The sequence below is a fragment of the Pseudomonas sp. SZ57 genome (assembly GCF_009495975.1).
GTDB lineage: Bacteria > Pseudomonadota > Gammaproteobacteria > Pseudomonadales > Pseudomonadaceae > Aquipseudomonas > Aquipseudomonas syringae.
Window position 1 is genome coordinate 299,363 of record NZ_WIBD01000007.1, and the last position, 17,661, is coordinate 317,023.

General features: G+C 57.3%; 13 protein-coding genes and 3 tRNA genes. 13 read left to right on the forward strand and 3 right to left on the reverse strand.

The features are described from left to right. Nucleotides 1-44 precede the first annotated feature (44 nt). The gene (locus GE543_RS10925; RefSeq protein ID WP_153221432.1) at nucleotides 45-1,901 is read right to left on the reverse strand and encodes a sigma-54-dependent Fis family transcriptional regulator; all 1,857 of its coding nucleotides are present in this window, start codon (nucleotides 1,899-1,901) and stop codon (nucleotides 45-47) included. A gap of 299 nt (nucleotides 1,902-2,200) precedes the next feature. On the opposite strand from GE543_RS10925, the gene GE543_RS10930 reads away from it, so the two are divergent. From GE543_RS10930 to GE543_RS10955, 6 genes are all read left to right on the forward strand, one after another. Further along, complete coding sequence (locus tag GE543_RS10930; RefSeq protein WP_003409725.1) at nucleotides 2,201-3,295, forward strand: ABC transporter ATP-binding protein; 1,095 nt, start codon at nucleotides 2,201-2,203, stop codon at nucleotides 3,293-3,295. Next, nucleotides 3,295-4,410: an ABC transporter ATP-binding protein gene (locus tag GE543_RS10935; RefSeq protein WP_003390667.1), complete on the forward strand. Its 1,116-nt coding sequence runs from the start codon at nucleotides 3,295-3,297 to the stop codon at nucleotides 4,408-4,410. Before GE543_RS10930 ends, GE543_RS10935 begins: the two co-directional genes overlap by 1 nt. Beyond that, nucleotides 4,403-5,269: a carbohydrate ABC transporter permease gene (locus GE543_RS10940; RefSeq protein ID WP_002552729.1), complete on the forward strand. Its 867-nt coding sequence runs from the start codon at nucleotides 4,403-4,405 to the stop codon at nucleotides 5,267-5,269. The genes GE543_RS10935 and GE543_RS10940 overlap by 8 nt, the downstream gene beginning before the upstream one ends. Before the next feature lie 10 nt (nucleotides 5,270-5,279). Beyond that, complete coding sequence (locus tag GE543_RS10945) at nucleotides 5,280-6,080, forward strand: carbohydrate ABC transporter permease (protein WP_003315280.1); 801 nt, start codon at nucleotides 5,280-5,282, stop codon at nucleotides 6,078-6,080. Between the two features lie 12 nt (nucleotides 6,081-6,092). Beyond that, the gene (locus tag GE543_RS10950) at nucleotides 6,093-6,365 is read left to right on the forward strand and encodes a DUF2160 domain-containing protein (protein WP_003415748.1); all 273 of its coding nucleotides are present in this window, start codon (nucleotides 6,093-6,095) and stop codon (nucleotides 6,363-6,365) included. A gap of 84 nt (nucleotides 6,366-6,449) precedes the next feature. Continuing rightward, nucleotides 6,450-8,216 (forward strand): ABC transporter substrate-binding protein, encoded by a 1,767-nt coding sequence (locus GE543_RS10955; protein WP_153221433.1) that lies wholly within the window; start codon nucleotides 6,450-6,452, stop codon nucleotides 8,214-8,216. A 62-nt stretch (nucleotides 8,217-8,278) separates the two neighbouring features. On the opposite strand, the gene folD is transcribed toward GE543_RS10955, so the two are convergent. Next, nucleotides 8,279-9,133: a bifunctional methylenetetrahydrofolate dehydrogenase/methenyltetrahydrofolate cyclohydrolase FolD gene (folD, locus tag GE543_RS10960; protein WP_003415751.1), complete on the reverse strand. Its 855-nt coding sequence runs from the start codon at nucleotides 9,131-9,133 to the stop codon at nucleotides 8,279-8,281. 296 nt (nucleotides 9,134-9,429) lie between these two features. Here folD and GE543_RS10965 point away from each other — a divergent pair. From GE543_RS10965 to GE543_RS10975, 3 genes are all read left to right on the forward strand, one after another. Next, nucleotides 9,430-9,506 (forward strand) — tRNA-Arg (locus GE543_RS10965). Between the two features lie 51 nt (nucleotides 9,507-9,557). Beyond that, nucleotides 9,558-9,633 (forward strand) — tRNA-His (locus tag GE543_RS10970). Between the two features lie 56 nt (nucleotides 9,634-9,689). Beyond that, a tRNA-Leu gene (locus tag GE543_RS10975) sits at nucleotides 9,690-9,774 on the forward strand. Between the two features lie 245 nt (nucleotides 9,775-10,019). Here GE543_RS10975 and GE543_RS10980 read toward each other — a convergent pair. Further along, entirely contained in the window at nucleotides 10,020-10,493 is a 474-nt protein-coding gene (locus GE543_RS10980; RefSeq protein ID WP_003404470.1) for a hypothetical protein, read from the reverse strand. Nucleotides 10,494-11,587: 1,094 nt separating this feature from the next. Between GE543_RS10980 and tig the strand changes: the two genes are divergently transcribed. From tig to lon, 4 genes are all read left to right on the forward strand, one after another. Further along, nucleotides 11,588-12,898: a trigger factor gene (tig, locus tag GE543_RS10985; RefSeq protein WP_003315274.1), complete on the forward strand. Its 1,311-nt coding sequence runs from the start codon at nucleotides 11,588-11,590 to the stop codon at nucleotides 12,896-12,898. Between the two features lie 91 nt (nucleotides 12,899-12,989). Further along, nucleotides 12,990-13,631: an ATP-dependent Clp endopeptidase proteolytic subunit ClpP gene (clpP, locus tag GE543_RS10990; RefSeq protein WP_002552734.1), complete on the forward strand. Its 642-nt coding sequence runs from the start codon at nucleotides 12,990-12,992 to the stop codon at nucleotides 13,629-13,631. Nucleotides 13,632-13,737: 106 nt separating this feature from the next. After that, a complete protein-coding gene (gene clpX / locus GE543_RS10995; protein WP_153221434.1) occupies nucleotides 13,738-15,021 on the forward strand; it encodes an ATP-dependent Clp protease ATP-binding subunit ClpX in 1,284 nt (427 codons plus the stop codon). Between the two features lie 207 nt (nucleotides 15,022-15,228). After that, the gene (gene lon, locus GE543_RS11000) at nucleotides 15,229-17,625 is read left to right on the forward strand and encodes an endopeptidase La (RefSeq protein ID WP_003409729.1); all 2,397 of its coding nucleotides are present in this window, start codon (nucleotides 15,229-15,231) and stop codon (nucleotides 17,623-17,625) included. Nucleotides 17,626-17,661 lie beyond the last annotated feature (36 nt).

Here is a 17,661-nt window from a genome sequence, read left to right on the forward strand (position 1 = left end):
CTCCGCGTCCTGTCCTCGATGTTCCGCCTGACGAGCGTCGAACACTAAACGATCCGCTGCTCCCGCAACCGCTTGTACAGCGTGTTGCGGCTGACGCCCAGACGTTTGGCCAGCTGTGAAATATTCCCGCCTGCCGCTTGAAACAATTGGCCGAGGTCTTCGCTGGAGTGAAGGCGCGTGGCCGATTCCTGAGTCCTGACCGGGGCACGGCATTCCTCATCCGCGTGAGCATCGAGCAGAAAGTCCTCGGGCAGATGGTCAGTGCCGATCGGCTGTTCGTCGGCCAGTGCCAGCGCCACCTGAATCACACTGTTGAGCTGGCGCAGGTTGCCCGGCCAGGGGTGACGCTCGAACAACTCAAGCACTTCTCTGGAGAAGCCCGCGCGCTGATGAGCATCACGGTGCCGCTCCCAGATTCGCTGGACAAGCGCATGCTTGTCCGTCCGCTCGCGCAGGGGCGGGAGTTCAATGCTCAGCCCGCTGATCCGGTAATAAAGATCCTGGCGAAAAAGCCCCGCCTGGACCTGATCGCGCAGACCTCGGTTGGTGGCTGAAATCAGGCGTATATCGACCGGATACAGCTCGCTGCTGCCCAATGGCTGAACGCAGCGCTCTTGCAGCACGCGCAGCAGTCGCGCCTGTACCGGCATCGGCATGTCGCCCACCTCATCCAGAAACAGCGTGCCTTTGTCGGCCTTGCGGATCAGGCCGATGCTGCCTTTCTGGTTGGCCCCGGTGAAGGCACCTCTTTCATAGCCAAACAGCTCGGCCTCGACCAGTTCGGCCGGGATCGCTGCGCAGTTGACCGCGATCAGCTGCTGGCTGGCGCGCGCACTGGCCTGATGCAGGGCTTTGACAAAGACTTCCTTGCCGACCCCGGTTTCACCATGAATGAGCAGCGGGATGTCTTTTTCCAGCAGCCGCTGCGCCTGACGCACAGCCTTCTCGACCTTCGCATCGCCCAGACTGATGGCCTGCAGATCAAGGTTTCGTGGTGGTGCAGCAGGCACTTGCGCAGCCTGCACGCAATGCAGCTTCAGTGGTTTGCGAGTCGGGCGCTTGAGCAGGCATTGAAAGCGATTGTTGCCAAATGCATGCAGCGCAAACGGACGCGCTTCGGTTTCGCTGAGCAATTGCAGGATCGGACATTTGAATAGCGTCTCGATGCTGGCGCCGGCTGGAGTCTTCCCCAGCAGGGCGTCGGCACGCCGATTGGCGCACAGGATCTGGCCGCTTTCGTCAAAAATCAGCAGGCCGGCCCACTGGCTGTCGAGGTTGTTCAGACCGGTATTGAAGATCAGCTGGAAGTGGGAGTCGCGAAACTGGTCGAGGATCAGGCGGTTTTCCACCGACTGGCTCATCATTTTGACCATGCCCAGCGTGTGCGAGGGTGGCAGGAAGCTGTCACTGGACACATCCAGCACGGCAATGATGCGCCGATCGGCATCGAAAATCGGTGACGCCGAACCGGTCATGAAACGGTTGGCCTTGAGGAAATGCTCGTCCGGTTCGATATGAATGGCCTGCTCGCAGGCCAGCGCCGTGCCGATGGCATTGGTGCCCGTGCCACGTTCGCTCCAGCTGGCACCTGGCATGAAGCCCTGAGCCTGGGACGATTCGACGAAGCGTTGCGCACCCCATGACTTGAGCAACTGACCTTGAGGGTCGGCCAGCAGAATCAGACAGCTGGAATTGCTGAGAATGTTTTCGTAGACCGGCAGGACCTCCTGATGGGTGGTCTGTACCAGTCCGTTATGGCGCTCCAGCAGCCTGGAAACCTCCGCCCCCGGCAGTTGGCCGAATGACGGACGCGTCTGATGACTGAGGCCGAAGTCCCGGCAGCGGGTCCATGAATCCTGAATGATGATGTCGTGAGCAAGCGAAGCGCTGGTTTGAGACATGAGGATGCCTGCGAATATGACGTATTGTTTTTGTTTTTAGGTCCCGTCGGCGTGACCATCCTTGCCCGCAACGTCCGTCCAGTGTCGTTCAGTTTTGTTCAAAGTCAATGTTCATTTTGTTCAAGTGTTCAGTGTTTTCTGTTCATTATTGTTCAGCTGTGAAAGCCGTTTCGTCCCCTGAATACGGGCGAACGCTCTGTTTCGGGCTTCACCGGCAATCTGCCTGAGCTGGCACGAATGTCGCTATCTGCAAACAGTCACGCATTCACCCTTAAGAAAAAAACAACAAAGGGCACGCCATGTCACTCACGCTGGAGCATGTCAGTCGCGCCGTCGATGGCCAGGTCTGGATCGACGACGCTTCCCTGAGCTTTGAGCCGGGATCATTCAACGTTCTGCTGGGGCGAACCCTGTCCGGCAAAACCAGCCTGATGCGCCTGATGGCCGGGCTGGACAAGCCGGACAGCGGGCGAGTGCTGATGAACGGGGTCGATGTCACCCATCGTCCGGTTCGTCTGCGCAACGTCTCGATGGTTTATCAGCAGTTCATCAATTACCCGAGCATGACGGTGTTCGAAAACATCGCCTCGCCGCTGCGCCAGGCGGGTCTGTCCAAAGACGTGATCCACAGCCGGGTGCAGGAAACCGCGAAGATGCTGCGCATCGAAAAATTCCTGCAACGCCATCCCCTCGAACTGTCCGGTGGGCAGCAGCAGCGCACCGCGATGGCCAGGGCGCTGGTCAAGGACGCCGAGCTGATCCTCTTCGACGAACCGCTGGTCAACCTCGATTACAAGCTGCGCGAAGAGCTGCGTCAGGAAATGCGCGAGCTGTTTGCCGCTCGCCATACCATCGCCATCTACGCCACCACCGAGCCCAATGAAGCGCTGGCGCTGGGTGGCACCACCACCATCCTGCATGAAGGGCGGGTGGTACAGAGCGGCAAGACCCCCGAGGTCTATCATCGACCTGCGACTGTGCTGGCCGCCGAGCTGTTCTCCGAACCGCCGATCAACCTCATGCCGGGCCGTATAGAGGGCAATGAAGTCAGCTTCGCCAATTTCGTGCACTTCCCGCTCAACGTCGACCTGCGGGCCGTCGGCGATGGCGAGTATCGTTTCGGCGTGCGCCCCAGCCATTTGAGCCTGGTGCCGTCCAACGATGACGATCTGGAACTGGCGGTTACTGTCGAGCTGGCGGAAATCAGCGGTTCTGAAACCTTCCTGCATGTGCGCAACGAGCTGTTCTCGCTGGTCCTGCATCTGCCGGGCGTGCATGCCTACGACGTCGATGCGGCGATCCGGGTGTACATCCCGACCCACAAATTGTTTGTATTCGATCAGCAGGGCGGCCTGATTCAGGCGCCGGGCCTGCGCATGGCGAGGGTTGCCTGATGGCCGAGATCCGCTTGCAGAACCTCGCGCACAGCTACAGCGCCAAGCCTGGCCCTGACGACTATGCAATTCGCGAGATGAGCCATGTTTGGGAGCAGGGCGGTGCTTATGCGCTGCTCGGGCCTTCCGGGTGTGGCAAGTCAACGCTGCTCAATATCATTTCCGGCCTGCTCAGTCCGTCGCAGGGGCAGGTGCTGTTCGACTCGAAAGTGGTCAATGAGCTGCCTCCTGAGCGCCGTAACATCGCTCAGGTTTTCCAGTTTCCGGTGATCTACGACACCATGACGGTGTTCGACAATCTGGCCTTTCCATTGCGCAATCAGGGCATGGACGAGGCGCGGATTCTCATCAAGGTCAACGAAATTGCCGATGTCCTGGACCTGCAGCCGCTGCTGAAAAAGAAGGCGCGCAACCTCAGCGCGGACGAAAAGCAGAAGGTCTCCATGGGCCGCGGGCTGGTGCGCGATGACGTGTCGGCGATCCTCTTCGACGAACCGCTGACCGTGATCGATCCGCACCTGAAGTGGAAACTGCGGCGCAAGCTCAAGCAGATCCACGAGCAGTTCAATATCACCATGGTCTACGTCACCCACGATCAACTGGAGGCGTCGACCTTCGCCGACAAGATCGCCGTGATGTATGGCGGACAGATCGTCCAGTTCGGCACGCCGCGGGAGCTGTTCGAAAAGCCGTCGCACACTTTTGTCGGCTATTTCATCGGCAGCCCGGGGATGAATCTGATTGACGTCACGCCGCAGCCGGGCGGCGTCGGTTTTGCCGATATTCACCTGCCGCTGCCTGAGTCGTTGCAGCAAAAGCTCGCCAATACGCCGTGGAAAACGCTGAAAGTGGGTATTCGTCCTGAGTTCGTGCATGTCTGGGACGGACCTTACGATGATGCGATGTGTGCCGACGTGACCTATGTGGAAGACCTCGGCACCTACAAGATCATCACCCTGAAACTGGCCGGACAACTGCTGAAGGTGCGTCTGCAGGAAGACAAACCGGTGCCGCAAGGCCAGGCCTGGATCAGCTTTCCGGGGCAATGGCTGATGCTCTATGCAGATGATTACCTGATCGAAGCCGGCCCTGCCAGTGAGGTGTCCCATGCGTAAGGTTCAGAACAACAAGGCGTGGTGGCTGGTGATGCCGGTGTTTCTGCTGGTGGCATTCAGCGCGATTATCCCGATGATGACCGTGGTCAACTATTCGGTGCAGGACATTTTCGACCAGTCCAGCCGCTATTTCGTCGGCACCGACTGGTTCCGGCAGGTCCTGCAGGACCCGCGTCTGCATGACTCGCTGCTGCGTCAGTTCATTTATTCGGGCTGTGTGCTGCTGATCGAGATCCCGCTGGGCATCGCGATTGCCCTGACCATGCCGACCAAGGGGCGCTGGTCGTCGTTGTGCCTGATCGTGATGACCATTCCACTGCTGATCCCGTGGAACGTGGTCGGCACTATCTGGCAGATCTTCGGCCGTGGTGATATCGGCTTGCTGGGGTACACGCTGAACAATGTGCTGGGCATCAACTACAACTACGCCGCCAATGCCTCGGATGCCTGGGTGACGGTGCTGGTCATCGACGTCTGGCACTGGACCTCGCTGGTGGCTCTGCTTTGCTATTCAGGGCTGCGGGCGATTCCGGATGTGTATTACCAGGCGGCACGCATTGATCGGGCGTCCGGCTGGGCGATCTTCCGGCATATCCAGTTGCCGAAGATGAAAAGCGTGCTGCTGATTGCGGTGATGTTGCGCTTCATGGACAGCTTCATGATCTACACCGAGCCGTTCGTGCTGACCGGTGGCGGGCCGGGTAACTCCACCACTTTCCTCAGTCAGACGCTGACCACCATGGCGCTCGGGCAGTTCGACCTGGGGCCTGCGGCCGCGTTCTCGCTGGTGTATTTCCTGATCATTCTGTTGGTGTCATGGGTGTTCTACACCGCCATGACTCACAGCGAAAAGAATTGAGGGGCTGGTCATGAGTCTGCGCAAAATCATACCGCTGTGGATTTACCTGTTGTTTCTGCTGGTGCCGATCTACTGGCTGATCAACATGTCGTTCAAGACCAATACCGAGATCCTCGGTGGCCTGACCCTGTGGCCGCAGGATTTCACCCTGGCCAACTACAAGGTGATCTTCACCGACGAGAGCTGGTACAGCGGTTACCTCAACTCGCTGTACTACGTGTGCCTCAATACCGTGATATCGCTAAGCGTCGCATTGCCGGCAGCCTACGCGTTTTCACGCTATCGTTTTCTCGGCGACAAGCACCTGTTCTTCTGGCTGCTGACCAACCGCATGGCGCCACCGGCAGTCTTCCTGCTGCCGTTTTTCCAGCTGTATTCGTCCATCGGCCTGTTTGACACGCACATCGCCGTGGCACTGGCGCACTGCCTGTTCAACGTTCCGCTGGCTGTATGGATTCTGGAGGGCTTCATGTCCGGCGTTCCCAAGGAAATCGACGAAACGGCCTACATCGACGGTTACAGCTTTCCCAAGTTTTTCGTGAAGATTTTCATTCCACTGATTGGTTCGGGTATCGGCGTCACCGCGTTTTTCTGCTTCATGTTCTCTTGGGTCGAGCTGTTGCTGGCGCGCACCCTGACGTCGGTGAATGCCAAGCCGATCGCTGCGGTGATGACCCGCACCGTGTCGGCATCGGGTATCGATTGGGGGGTGCTGGCGGCGGCAGGGGTGTTGACCATTCTGCCGGGCATGCTGGTGATCTGGTTCGTTCGCAACCATGTGGTCAAGGGCTTTGCTCTTGGTCGTGTCTGAGGAGTCGAAAAAATGGAGTGGATGTCCTGGACACTGCCCACTGCGGCCTTCTTCATCAGCATTGCGCTGCTGCTGGCAGGGATGACCGTATGGGAATTGCGCTCGGCAAGTATCGAGCGTCGTGGTTTTCTGCCGATTGCCACCACCCGTGGCGACCGTCTTTTCATTGGGCTTCTGGGCAGCGCTTATCTGCATTTGCTGGTAATCGGCGCGACTGACTGGAGCATCTGGATCGCTTCGGGGGCTTCCCTGGTGTGGCTGTTGGTGGTGATGCGTTGGGGTTAGAGAGCGGCCGGGCGCGGTTGCCGGGGTGATCCGGTCGGCGGCATTGGAAAAGCGGGACTACATGAAAGCAACCTGGAGATGACTATGTTCAATAAGAAAAACAAGCTGCAACATAGCGTGACGCTGGCAACCATGATCATGCTCAGCGGGTTGAGTGTTTCAGCCTGGGCAGATCAGTACGAAGATAAGGCAAAGGAATGGGCGAAGGAGTTCAAGCCGAGTACGCTTTCCGATGACGAGCAGTTGAAAGAGCTGAAGTGGTTCATCGAAGCTGCCAAGCCGTTTCGTGGCATGGACATCAAGGTGGTGTCGGAAACCCTGACCACCCATGAATACGAATCCAAGACCCTGGCCAAGGCGTTCACCGAAATCACCGGCATCAAAGTCACCCATGACTTGTTGCAGGAAGGTGATGTCATCGAAAAACTGCAGACCGCCATGCAGTCGGACAAGAGCATCTATGACGGCTGGGTCAATGACTCGGACCTGATCGGTACGCACTTTCGCTACGGTAAGGCCGTTTCTCTCACGGAGATGATGGCCAAGGAAGGCAAGGACTTTACTTCGCCAACCCTGGATATCAAGGACTTCATCGGCACCTCGTTTACCACCGCTCCAGACGGCAATCTTTACCAGCTGCCTGATCAGCAGTTCGCCAACCTGTACTGGTTCCGTGCCGACTGGTTCGAACGTCCCGACCTGAAAAAGAAATTCAAGGACAAGTACGGCTATGAGCTGGGCGTTCCGGTCAACTGGTCGGCTTACGAAGACATTGCCAAGTTCTTCAGCGAGGACGTCAAGGAGATCGACGGCAAGAAAGTCTTCGGGCACATGGACTATGGCAAGAAAGACCCGTCACTGGGCTGGCGTTTCACCGATGCCTGGTTCTCCATGGCCGGCAGCGGCGACAAGGGTTTGCCTAACGGTCTGCCGGTGGATGAGTGGGGTATTCGCGTCGAAGACTGCCATCCGGTCGGCTCCAGCATTACCCGCGGTGGCGACACCAACGGCCCGGCGGCAGTGTTCGCTACGCAGAAATACATCGACTGGCTGAAAGCCTATGCGCCGCCGGAAGCGGCGGGCATGACCTTCTCCGAATCCGGACCAGTGCCTTCGCAGGGTAACGTCGCGCAACAAATCTTCTGGTACACCGCCTTTACCGCCGACATGACCAAGCCAGGCCTGCCGGTGATGAATGCTGACGGCACGCCGAAGTGGCGCATGGCGCCTTCGCCGAAAGGCCCTTACTGGAAAGAAGGCATGAAGCTCGGCTATCAGGACGTCGGTTCATGGACGTTCCTGAAGTCGTCCGACGAGAAAAAGCGTCTGGCCGCCTGGCTGTATGCGCAATTCGTGACCTCGAAGAGCGTTTCGCTGAAGAAAACCATCGTAGGCCTGACGCCGATTCGCGAGTCGGATATCAATTCCAAGGAGATGACCGAGCTGGCGCCTAAACTGGGTGGTCTGGTGGAGTTCTATCGCAGCCCGGCACGCGTGCAATGGTCGCCTACCGGCACCAACGTGCCTGACTATCCGAAGCTGGCACAGCTGTGGTGGAGCCATGTGGCCGAGGCGGTCACTGGCGAGAAGACTGCGCAGGAGGCCCTCGACGGTCTGGCCAAGGACCAGGATGCGATCATGACGCGCATCGAGCGTTCCGGGGTTCAGAAGGCCAGCAATTGTGCGCCGAAGATGAATCCGGAAACCACTGCAGAAGCCTGGTACAAGAAGGCCGAAGAGAGCAACGGCAAGTTCCTCGCGCCACAGCGCAAGCTGGCCAACGAGAAACCCAAGGGTGAAACCATCGCTTACGCTGACCTGCTGAAAAGCTGGGAGGCAGCCAAGAAGTAAGGGTTTGTCGAGGTAAAAAAAACGGCACCTTCAAGGTGCCGTTTTTTATTGCCGCAGGCTGATCAGTCGTGCAGGGTTTCTGCCGCGTACAGCGTGTTTTCCAGCAGGCAGGCGCGGGTCATGGGGCCGACGCCGCCAGGAACCGGGGTGATCCAGCCGGCGCGGGGCAGGGCGGTCTCATAAACCACGTCGCCTACCAGCTTGCCGTCTTCCTGGCGATTGATGCCGACATCGATGACGATAGCACCCTGTTTGATCCATTCGCCTTTGACAAGGCCCGGCTTGCCGGCGGCAACCACCACCAGATCGGCACGACCCACGTGGCCTGCCAGATCCTTGGTGAAACGGTGGGTCACCGTGACGGTGCAGCCCGCCAGCAGCAGTTCCATCGCCATCGGGCGGCCGACGATGTTGGAGGCGCCGACGACGACGGCATCCAGGCCGTACAGGTCGACACCGGTGCTTTCGAGCAAGGTCATGATGCCCTTGGGGGTGCATGGACGCAGCAGTGGAATGCGCTGAGCGAGACGACCCACGTTATAAGGATGGAAGCCGTCCACGTCCTTGTCCGGGCGAATGCGCTCCAGCAGCAGCGAAGCGTCAAGGTGCGCAGGCAAGGGCAGTTGCAGCAGGATGCCGTCGACAGCGGCATCCTCATTGAGGCGGTCGATCAGATCGGTCAGTGCTGCCTGAGTGGTCTCGGCGGGCAGGTCGTAAGCCTGGGAGATAAAGCCGACTTCCTCGCAGTCCTTGCGCTTGTGAGAGACATAGACCTGGGAGGCGGGGTCGCTGCCGACCAGAATCACCGCGAGGCCCGGCGTACGCAGACCTTGCTGGCTACGTTCGGCGACACGTTTGGCGATCTGCTGGCGCAGGCTGGCGGCGATCGCCTTGCCGTCGATTAGTTTTGCAGTCATGACGCGTGATTAACCATCGAGAGGAAAAAAATGAGCGCGCATTCTCTCATGACATGGCGCGAGGGCAAAGGCGATTGCTTTGCATATTCAGCTAACTCCTTTATCTAGCTGAATTTTTTTCAAAAAAAGGTTGACGACCCGAGGGGGCGTCTATAAGATTCGTCGCACTTGCCGGGCAGAGCCCAGCACTGGTTAAGCTAGCACTGGTTGATTCGGTCAGGCAGAGTTGCAAATCAGCTCGGTGTGATCGATTGAAAGCCTTTTAGTTTGTTATCGCAAGAGTACAAATTATATAAGTGCCCGTAGCTCAGCTGGATAGAGCATCCGCCTTCTAAGCGGATGGTCGCAGGTTCGAGTCCTGCCGGGTGCGCCATTTAAGGCAGCTTTGGCACAGCAAGTAAGTTGTATCGTCACGCGCAATATGGTGGGCGTAGCTCAGTTGGTAGAGCACAGGATTGTGACTCCTGCGGTCGTGGGTTCGAACCCCATCGTCCACCCCATATTAAGAAGGGCGCCAGATTCATAGTCTGGCGCCTTTGCTTTAAAAGTCTGAAATGCGGATGTGGTGGAATTGGTAGACACACTGGATTTAGGTTCCAGCGCCGCAAGGTGTGAGAGTTCGAGTCTCTCCGTCCGCACCAGATGTACTTTCGTCGGGTTCCAGTGAGCACCGCGAAAGTCAAGAGAAGCCCGCCCAGTGCGGGCTTTTTGTTGTCCTGGATTTCTCATTAGGCAGTTTTATCTGCGGTTTTGGCTGTGTCTGTGAGGTGGTGCGAATTTGGATCTGGTCGGCGATGGCTGAGGGGGAGAGGCTGCGACGGCGCGAGCGGTAGTTCATGCTCGCGGCGCGCTGGACTGCAATTTCAGCCTGATGGCGGCTGTATGCTTATTCGATAACCAGCAAAACCCTGGATTGGCACAGAAGTGATGAGTGCTCGCCCGGAATTTCAGTGACTACGCTGTAGCCGCCGGATTCCAGTGAGGATAAATCGGCAGAGAATGAAAAGCCTGATTTCAGGAAGTTTTCATTGCCGAACGCTTTGATCAGATCAGGGCGGTCCACGATCACAGGATCTTTGAACGTGACGGGGGTGCCTTTGTAGCCCGTCAGGCGAAGTCTGATTTCCTTGGGGGCGCGCTGGTTGGCTGTGTCGATGGCCCATCCGTTGAATTGGGCCATGCCTTTGGCTAAATAGACAGTTGAGCCGGTCTTTCCGCCAATCGAGTCGATAGCGCACTTGTCTGTTGCATAGTTTGTGACTTTGGCTGCGCTTTCTTTGCTCCCGTCTTTATCATTGCACCCCGTCATGATCGCTGAAGTTATAGCGAGAACACTTACTGCAGCAATCATCTTGAGCATGATTTTTCCTGGGAGATGTCGATGTTGTGGGGAGGGGCTGAGTGGTTTTAACGGTTTGGCAGCGCATTGACGCGAGGCGGAGATTATATGATTCATCGTCGTCGCAGCCTCTGTCCCCGCTGCTCGGGCAGCAAAATCAGGGGTCGGATTATGGAGTGCTAAGCCCTGCAGCACAAGGGTGCAGGGTCGCCAGGCTCCGGGGTTGACCAGGTTCTCCCGTTGAATGATCCAGGCGATCCGGCTGGCTTGATCTTCCCGTGCGTCAGGTGGGAGGCCGGCTTTGCGTGCCGCTCGCTGCGATCCATCGCTTTCAGGCGAATTGACATGAAAGTCCCGCTGTTATGAGCTTGTGTCGAGGTGGTTATAAAAGTTCAGGTGTTTCGTGTGTCGATATTTTGTAGGTTTCAGGTCAGCCAAAAGTTGTCTTGTCCCCGATAACTTGCAGCGTCGTCGCCTGGATGCTTGATAGGTGCGAAGTGGGGTTATTGCCATAAGTTTCAGTTATTGATGAGCGGAGGGCGATCGCCGAGCCGGGGTGTATTTGCACCCCCTGTTCGTTATCGGGCGGTTGCGCGACCCGCCTGAGTAAAAAAGGCCAGTCCGGTCAATTGCTTGCCATGGGTGGCGCGGCATCGCTGCGTTGTGTACGATGCGCGCCGGGTTGAATAAGGCTTCGAAGTTGGAGCAGGCATTTGGTTGATTTTGTAATCGCCATCCGCCGGAGCCTGGATTGCCGGGGCGAGAGCTCCTCGGCTGCACGAAATGGCCGCCTTGAGCGGTTTTTTTGTTTCAAGGTATTCGTTTTAACGTTTCGCTGGTTCGGTGGTCACATTACCACTGGTCGAGTGGGGCGCTGTGTAGATGGAGTCGGTAATCGTCTTGTGCGGATGCGTCCTTATATAAAGGAAGCTGTGCCAGACCTGTCGCGGTTAGTGAGAGGGTCATTTCCATCTCGCCCGGCTGTAGGCCGATTCCTTCTTGTTAACCCGCCCTTTTTCAGTAGGGTGACTTCTTGAGTTTGACCCACTAGAATGCATGCCCTTGATTCTGGGGTCGGAAACGGCCGGCTAACGTCTGTGCAACGAGGAATATCCATGCAAGTTTCTGTTGAAAACACTTCCGCTCTTGAGCGCCGCATGACCATTGGTGTACCTGCCGAGCGCATCGAGACTGAAGTCAACAAGCGTCTGCAACAGACCGCGCGCAAAGCCAAGATCCCGGGCTTCCGCCCTGGCAAGGTGCCTATGAGCGTGATTCGTCAGCGTTACGAGGACGGCGCACGTCAGGAAGCGCTGGGCGATCTGATTCAGGCTACTTTTTATGAAGCTGTGGTTGAGCAGAAGCTGAACCCGGCCGGTGCTCCTGCTGTTGAGCCCAAGTCGTTCGAAAAAGGCAAAGATCTGGAATACGTGGCTACTTTCGAAGTATTCCCGGAATTCACCGTTGCCGGCTTCGACAGCATCTCCGTAGAGCGCCTGTCTGCCGATGTGGCCGACAGCGATCTGGACAACATGCTCGAAGTGCTGCGCAAGCAGAACGTTCGTTTCGAAGTGGCTGATCGTGCTGCCCAGAACGAAGACCAGCTGAACATCGATTTCGTCGGCAAGGTCGACGGCGAAGTGTTCGCTGGCGGTTCCGCTACCGGTACCCAGCTGGTTCTGGGTTCCGGCCGCATGATCCCTGGTTTCGAAGACGGTCTGGTTGGCGCCAAGGCCGGTGAAGAGCGCGTTCTGAACGTGACCTTCCCAGAGGACTATCAGAACCTCGAGCTGGCCGGCAAGGCTGCCGAGTTCACCGTGACCGTCAACACCGTTTCCGAGCCAAAGCTGCCTGAGCTGAACGAAGAGTTCTTCAAGCAGTTCGGTATCAAGGAAACCGGTATCGAAGGCTTCCGCACCGAAGTTCGCAAGAACATGGAGCGCGAGCTGCGTCAGGCGATCAAGTCCAAGGTCAAGAATCAGGTCATGGACGGTCTGCTGGCCGCCAACCCGATCGAAGTGCCTAAAGCGCTGCTGGAAAACGAAGTCAACCGTCTGCGTGTGCAGGCCGTTCAGCAGTTCGGCGGCAACATCAAGCCTGACCAGCTGCCGGCAGAGCTGTTCGAAGAGCAGGCCAAGCGCCGCGTCGAGCTGGGTCTGATCGTTGCCGAGGTCGTCAAGCAGTTCGACCTGAAGCCTGATGACGCTCGCGTTCGCGAAATGATTCAGGAAATGGCCTCCGCCTATCAGGAGCCTGAGCAGGTCGTTGCCTGGTACTACAAGAACGAGCAGCAAATGAACGAGGTACGTTCTGTTGTGCTTGAAGAGCAAGTTGTAGATACTGTTTTGCAGAAAGCTAGCGTGACCGACAAATCGGTCTCCTACGAAGAAGCTGTCAAGCCGGTGGAAGCTCCAAAAGCCGACTGATTTCTCTTTTCGTGCGAAAACACCCACAAGCCAGCCTTCGCGCTGGCTTGTGCGTATTCAAGACTCGACTATTTGGGAGTGAATGCAGGACATGTCCCGCAATTCTTATATTCAGCAGAACTCTGACATCCAGGCCGCTGGCGGCCTGGTCCCGATGGTTATCGAGCAGTCCGCCCGTGGCGAACGCGCCTATGACATCTATTCGCGCCTTCTCAAGGAGCGAGTCATCTTTATGGTTGGTCCGGTAGAGGACTACATGGCCAACCTTATCGCGGCACAGCTGCTCTTCCTTGAAGCGGAAAACCCGGACAAGGATATCCATCTCTACATCAACTCGCCGGGCGGTTCGGTGACTGCAGGCATGTCGATCTACGACACCATGCAGTTCATCAAGCCGGACGTGTCGACCATCTGTATCGGTCAGGCTTGCAGCATGGGTGCATTCCTGCTGGCCGGCGGTGCAGAAGGCAAGCGTCATTGCCTGCCCAACTCGCGGATGATGATTCACCAGCCGCTGGGCGGTTTCCAGGGTCAGGCGTCGGACATCGACATCCATGCCAAGGAAATCCTGCACATTCGTCATCGTCTCAACTCGCTGCTGGCGCATCATACCGGCCAGAGCCTCGAAACCATCGAGCGCGATACCGAGCGTGACAACTTCATGAGCGCAGAGCGTGCGGCCGAATACGGCCTGATCGACTCGGTGATCAACAAGCGTCAAATGCCTGCCTAAGCGGCTCAAAATGTAGGGGGTCGGCACAACCGACCGCCTGCGGACTTGAAAAAGCCCGCAATAGCCTTCATCTTGTGTTGCAAGCCTACCGGATTGGATCGATCGAATGACTGACACCCGCAACGGCGAGGACAACGGCAAATTGCTCTATTGCTCCTTCTGTGGCAAAAGCCAGCATGAAGTGCGCAAATTGATTGCCGGCCCCTCGGTCTTTATCTGCGACGAGTGCGTCGACCTGTGCAATGACATCATCCGTGAGGAGGTGCAGGAAGCTCAGGCCGAAAGCAGCGCGCATAAATTGCCTTCGCCTAAAGAAATCAGCGGCATCCTTGACCAGTACGTCATCGGTCAGGAACGTGCCAAAAAGGTTCTCGCAGTAGCGGTGTACAACCACTACAAGCGTTTGAATCAGCGTGACAAGAAGAACGACGACGTCGAACTGGGCAAGAGCAACATCCTGCTGATCGGCCCTACGGGCTCCGGCAAGACGCTGCTGGCCGAAACACTGGCTCGCCTGCTCAACGTACCGTTCACCATCGCTGACGCCACCACCCTGACCGAAGCCGGTTATGTGGGTGAGGACGTCGAAAACATTATCCAGAAGCTGTTGCAGAAATGTGATTACGATGTCGAGAAGGCCCAGATGGGTATTGTCTACATCGACGAAATCGACAAGATTTCGCGCAAATCCGACAACCCTTCGATCACTCGTGACGTGTCCGGTGAAGGCGTGCAGCAAGCCTTGCTGAAACTGATCGAGGGCACCGTGGCTTCCGTTCCGCCTCAAGGTGGTCGCAAGCATCCGCAGCAGGAATTCCTGCAAGTGGACACGCGCAATATCCTCTTTATCTGCGGTGGCGCCTTCTCGGGCCTGGAAAAGGTCATTCAGAACCGTTCCACCCGTGGCGGAATCGGCTTCAATGCCGAGGTTCGCAGCAAGGAGGAGGGCAAGAAGGTTGGCGAGTCGCTGCGTGAAGTCGAGCCTGACGATCTGGTCAAGTTCGGTCTGATCCCCGAGTTCGTGGGCCGTCTGCCGGTGCTTGCGACGCTGGACGAGCTGGATGAGGCTGCTTTGATACAGATCCTCACCGAGCCGAAGAACGCGCTGACCAAGCAGTATGCCAAGCTGTTCGAGATGGAAGGTGTGGACCTCGAGTTCCGTACCGATGCGCTGAAATCGGTTGCCCGTCGCGCGCTGGAGCGCAAGACCGGTGCCCGTGGCCTGCGTTCGATCCTCGAAGGCGTGCTGCTCGACACTATGTACGAAATCCCGTCGCAGAGCGACGTGAGCAAGGTGGTGATCGACGAAAGCGTTATCGATGGCGCGTCCAAGCCGCTGTTGATCTACGAAAACAGCGAGCCGCCTGCCAAGGTTGCTCCCGACGCATAAACGCATGTTCATATGCGTGTGAAGTAATACTGAAGGGGGCCTTTTTGGTCCCCTTTTGCATTTTTAAGCCGTTCATTCGTTTTGTATGAAGAAACTGATCTTGGCGGGTCGCGCCTCTAGAGCTTGTTTTTTTTGGACGCTACCCCCATCTTGGCTTCAAGCTAATTCCATCTGTCCCGGCCAATTGGCCGCCGTAGAGGCGAAATCATGAAGACCACTATTGAATTGCCTCTCTTGCCATTGCGTGATGTCGTGGTTTATCCGCACATGGTTATCCCGCTGTTCGTGGGGCGCGAGAAGTCTATCGAAGCCCTTGAAGCGGCAATGACAGGCGACAAGCAGATCCTGCTGCTCGCGCAAAGAAACCCGGCTGACGACGATCCTGATGAAAAGGCTCTGTACAGCGTCGGTACCATTGCCACCGTATTGCAATTGCTCAAGCTGCCCGATGGCACCGTCAAGGTACTGGTCGAAGGCGAGCAGCGTGGTTCGGTAGAGCGTTTCATCGAAGTCGATGGCCACTACCGTGCAGACGTCGCGCTGATCGACGAAGTCGATGCGCCGGATCGTGAATCCGAAGTATTCGTGCGCAGCCTGCTGGCTCAGTTCGAGCAGTATGTGCAACTGGGCAAGAAAGTCCCTGCAGAGGTCCTGTCGTCGCTTAACAGCATCGATGAGCCTGGCCGCCTGGTTGACACCATGGCAGCGCACATGGCGCTCAAAATCGAGCAGAAGCAGGAAATCCTCGAGATTATCGACCTGTCAGCCCGTGTCGAGCACGTGCTGGCCTTGCTGGATGCCGAAATCGACCTGCTGCAGGTCGAAAAGCGCATTCGCGGTCGTGTGAAGAAGCAAATGGAGCGCAGCCAGCGCGAGTACTACCTGAATGAGCAGATGAAGGCCATTCAGAAGGAACTGGGCGATGGCGACGAAGGCCACAACGAAATCGAAGAGCTGAAAAAGCGCATCGACGCTGCGGGCCTGCCCAAGGACGCTCTGACCAAGGCGAATGCCGAGCTGAACAAGCTCAAGCAAATGTCGCCAATGTCGGCCGAAGCGACCGTGGTGCGCTCCTACATCGACTGGCTGGTTCAGGTGCCGTGGAAGGCGCAGAGCAAAGTGCGTCTGGACCTTGCGCGTGCCGAAGCGATTCTCGATGCCGACCACTATGGTCTGGACGAGGTCAAGGAACGCATCCTCGAATACCTCGCCGTGCAGAAGCGCGTGAAGAAGATTCGCGGCCCTGTGCTGTGTCTGGTAGGTCCACCGGGTGTGGGTAAAACCTCCCTGGCCGAATCCATCGCCAACGCGACCAATCGCAAATTCGTGCGTATGGCACTGGGTGGCGTGCGTGACGAGGCTGAAATTCGTGGTCATCGCCGGACTTACATCGGTTCGATGCCAGGAAGATTGATACAAAAAATGACAAAGGTGGGCGTTCGCAACCCGCTGTTCCTGCTTGACGAAATCGACAAGATGGGCAGCGACATGCGTGGCGATCCGGCGTCGGCATTGCTTGAGGTGCTTGATCCCGAGCAGAACCACAATTTCAACGATCACTACCTTGAGGTCGACTACGATCTTTCGGACGTGATGTTCCTCTGCACGTCGAACTCGATGAACATTCCGCCCGCGCTGCTGGACCGGATGGAAGTCATTCGCCTGCCGGGCTACACCGAAGACGAAAAGATCAATATCGCCGTCAAGTACCTCTCGCCCAAGCAGATTCAGGCCAACGGCTTGAAGAAAGGCGAGATCAGCTTTGACGAGGAGGCGATCCGCGACATCATCCGTTATTACACCCGTGAAGCGGGCGTGCGCGGGCTGGAGCGTCAGATTGCCAAGGTCTGCCGCAAGGCGGTCAAAGAGCACGCGATGGAAAAACGTTTCGCGGTGCAGGTCACGGCCGACATGCTCGAGCACTTCCTGGGCGTGCGCAAGTTCCGCTACGGGCTGGCAGAGCAGCAGGATCAGATCGGTCAGGTCACCGGCCTGGCGTGGACTCAGGTGGGCGGTGAGTTGCTGACCATCGAGGCTGCCGTGGTATCGGGCAAGGGCCAGTTGATCAAGACCGGTTCGCTGGGTGATGTCATGGTCGAATCCATTACCGCAGCCCAGACCGTGGTTCGCAGCCGAGCCCGTAGCCTGGGCATCCCCGCTGATTTCCATGAGAAACACGACACGCATATTCACATGCCGGAAGGCGCCACGCCGAAGGATGGACCGAGCGCTGGCGTGGGCATGTGCACTGCACTTGTTTCGGCACTTACACAGATCCCCGTGCGGGCGGATGTGGCAATGACGGGCGAAATTACCCTGCGTGGTCAAGTGCTGGCGATTGGTGGTTTGAAGGAAAAACTTCTGGCAGCACACCGTGGCGGAATCAAGACAGTGATCATTCCAGAAGAAAATGTGCGTGATTTGAAGGAGATTCCTGACAATATCAAGCAGGATCTGCAGATCAAGCCCGTTAAATGGATTGACGAAGTCCTGCAAATTGCGCTGCAATACGCGCCGGAGCCTTTGCCGGACGTGGCTACAGATCTGGTCGCCAAGGAAGAGAAGCGCGAGTCTGACTCTAAGGACAGAATTAGCACGCATTAAGTCTGGGCAGGCTTCCTTGACAGCTTTTTAGAGCCC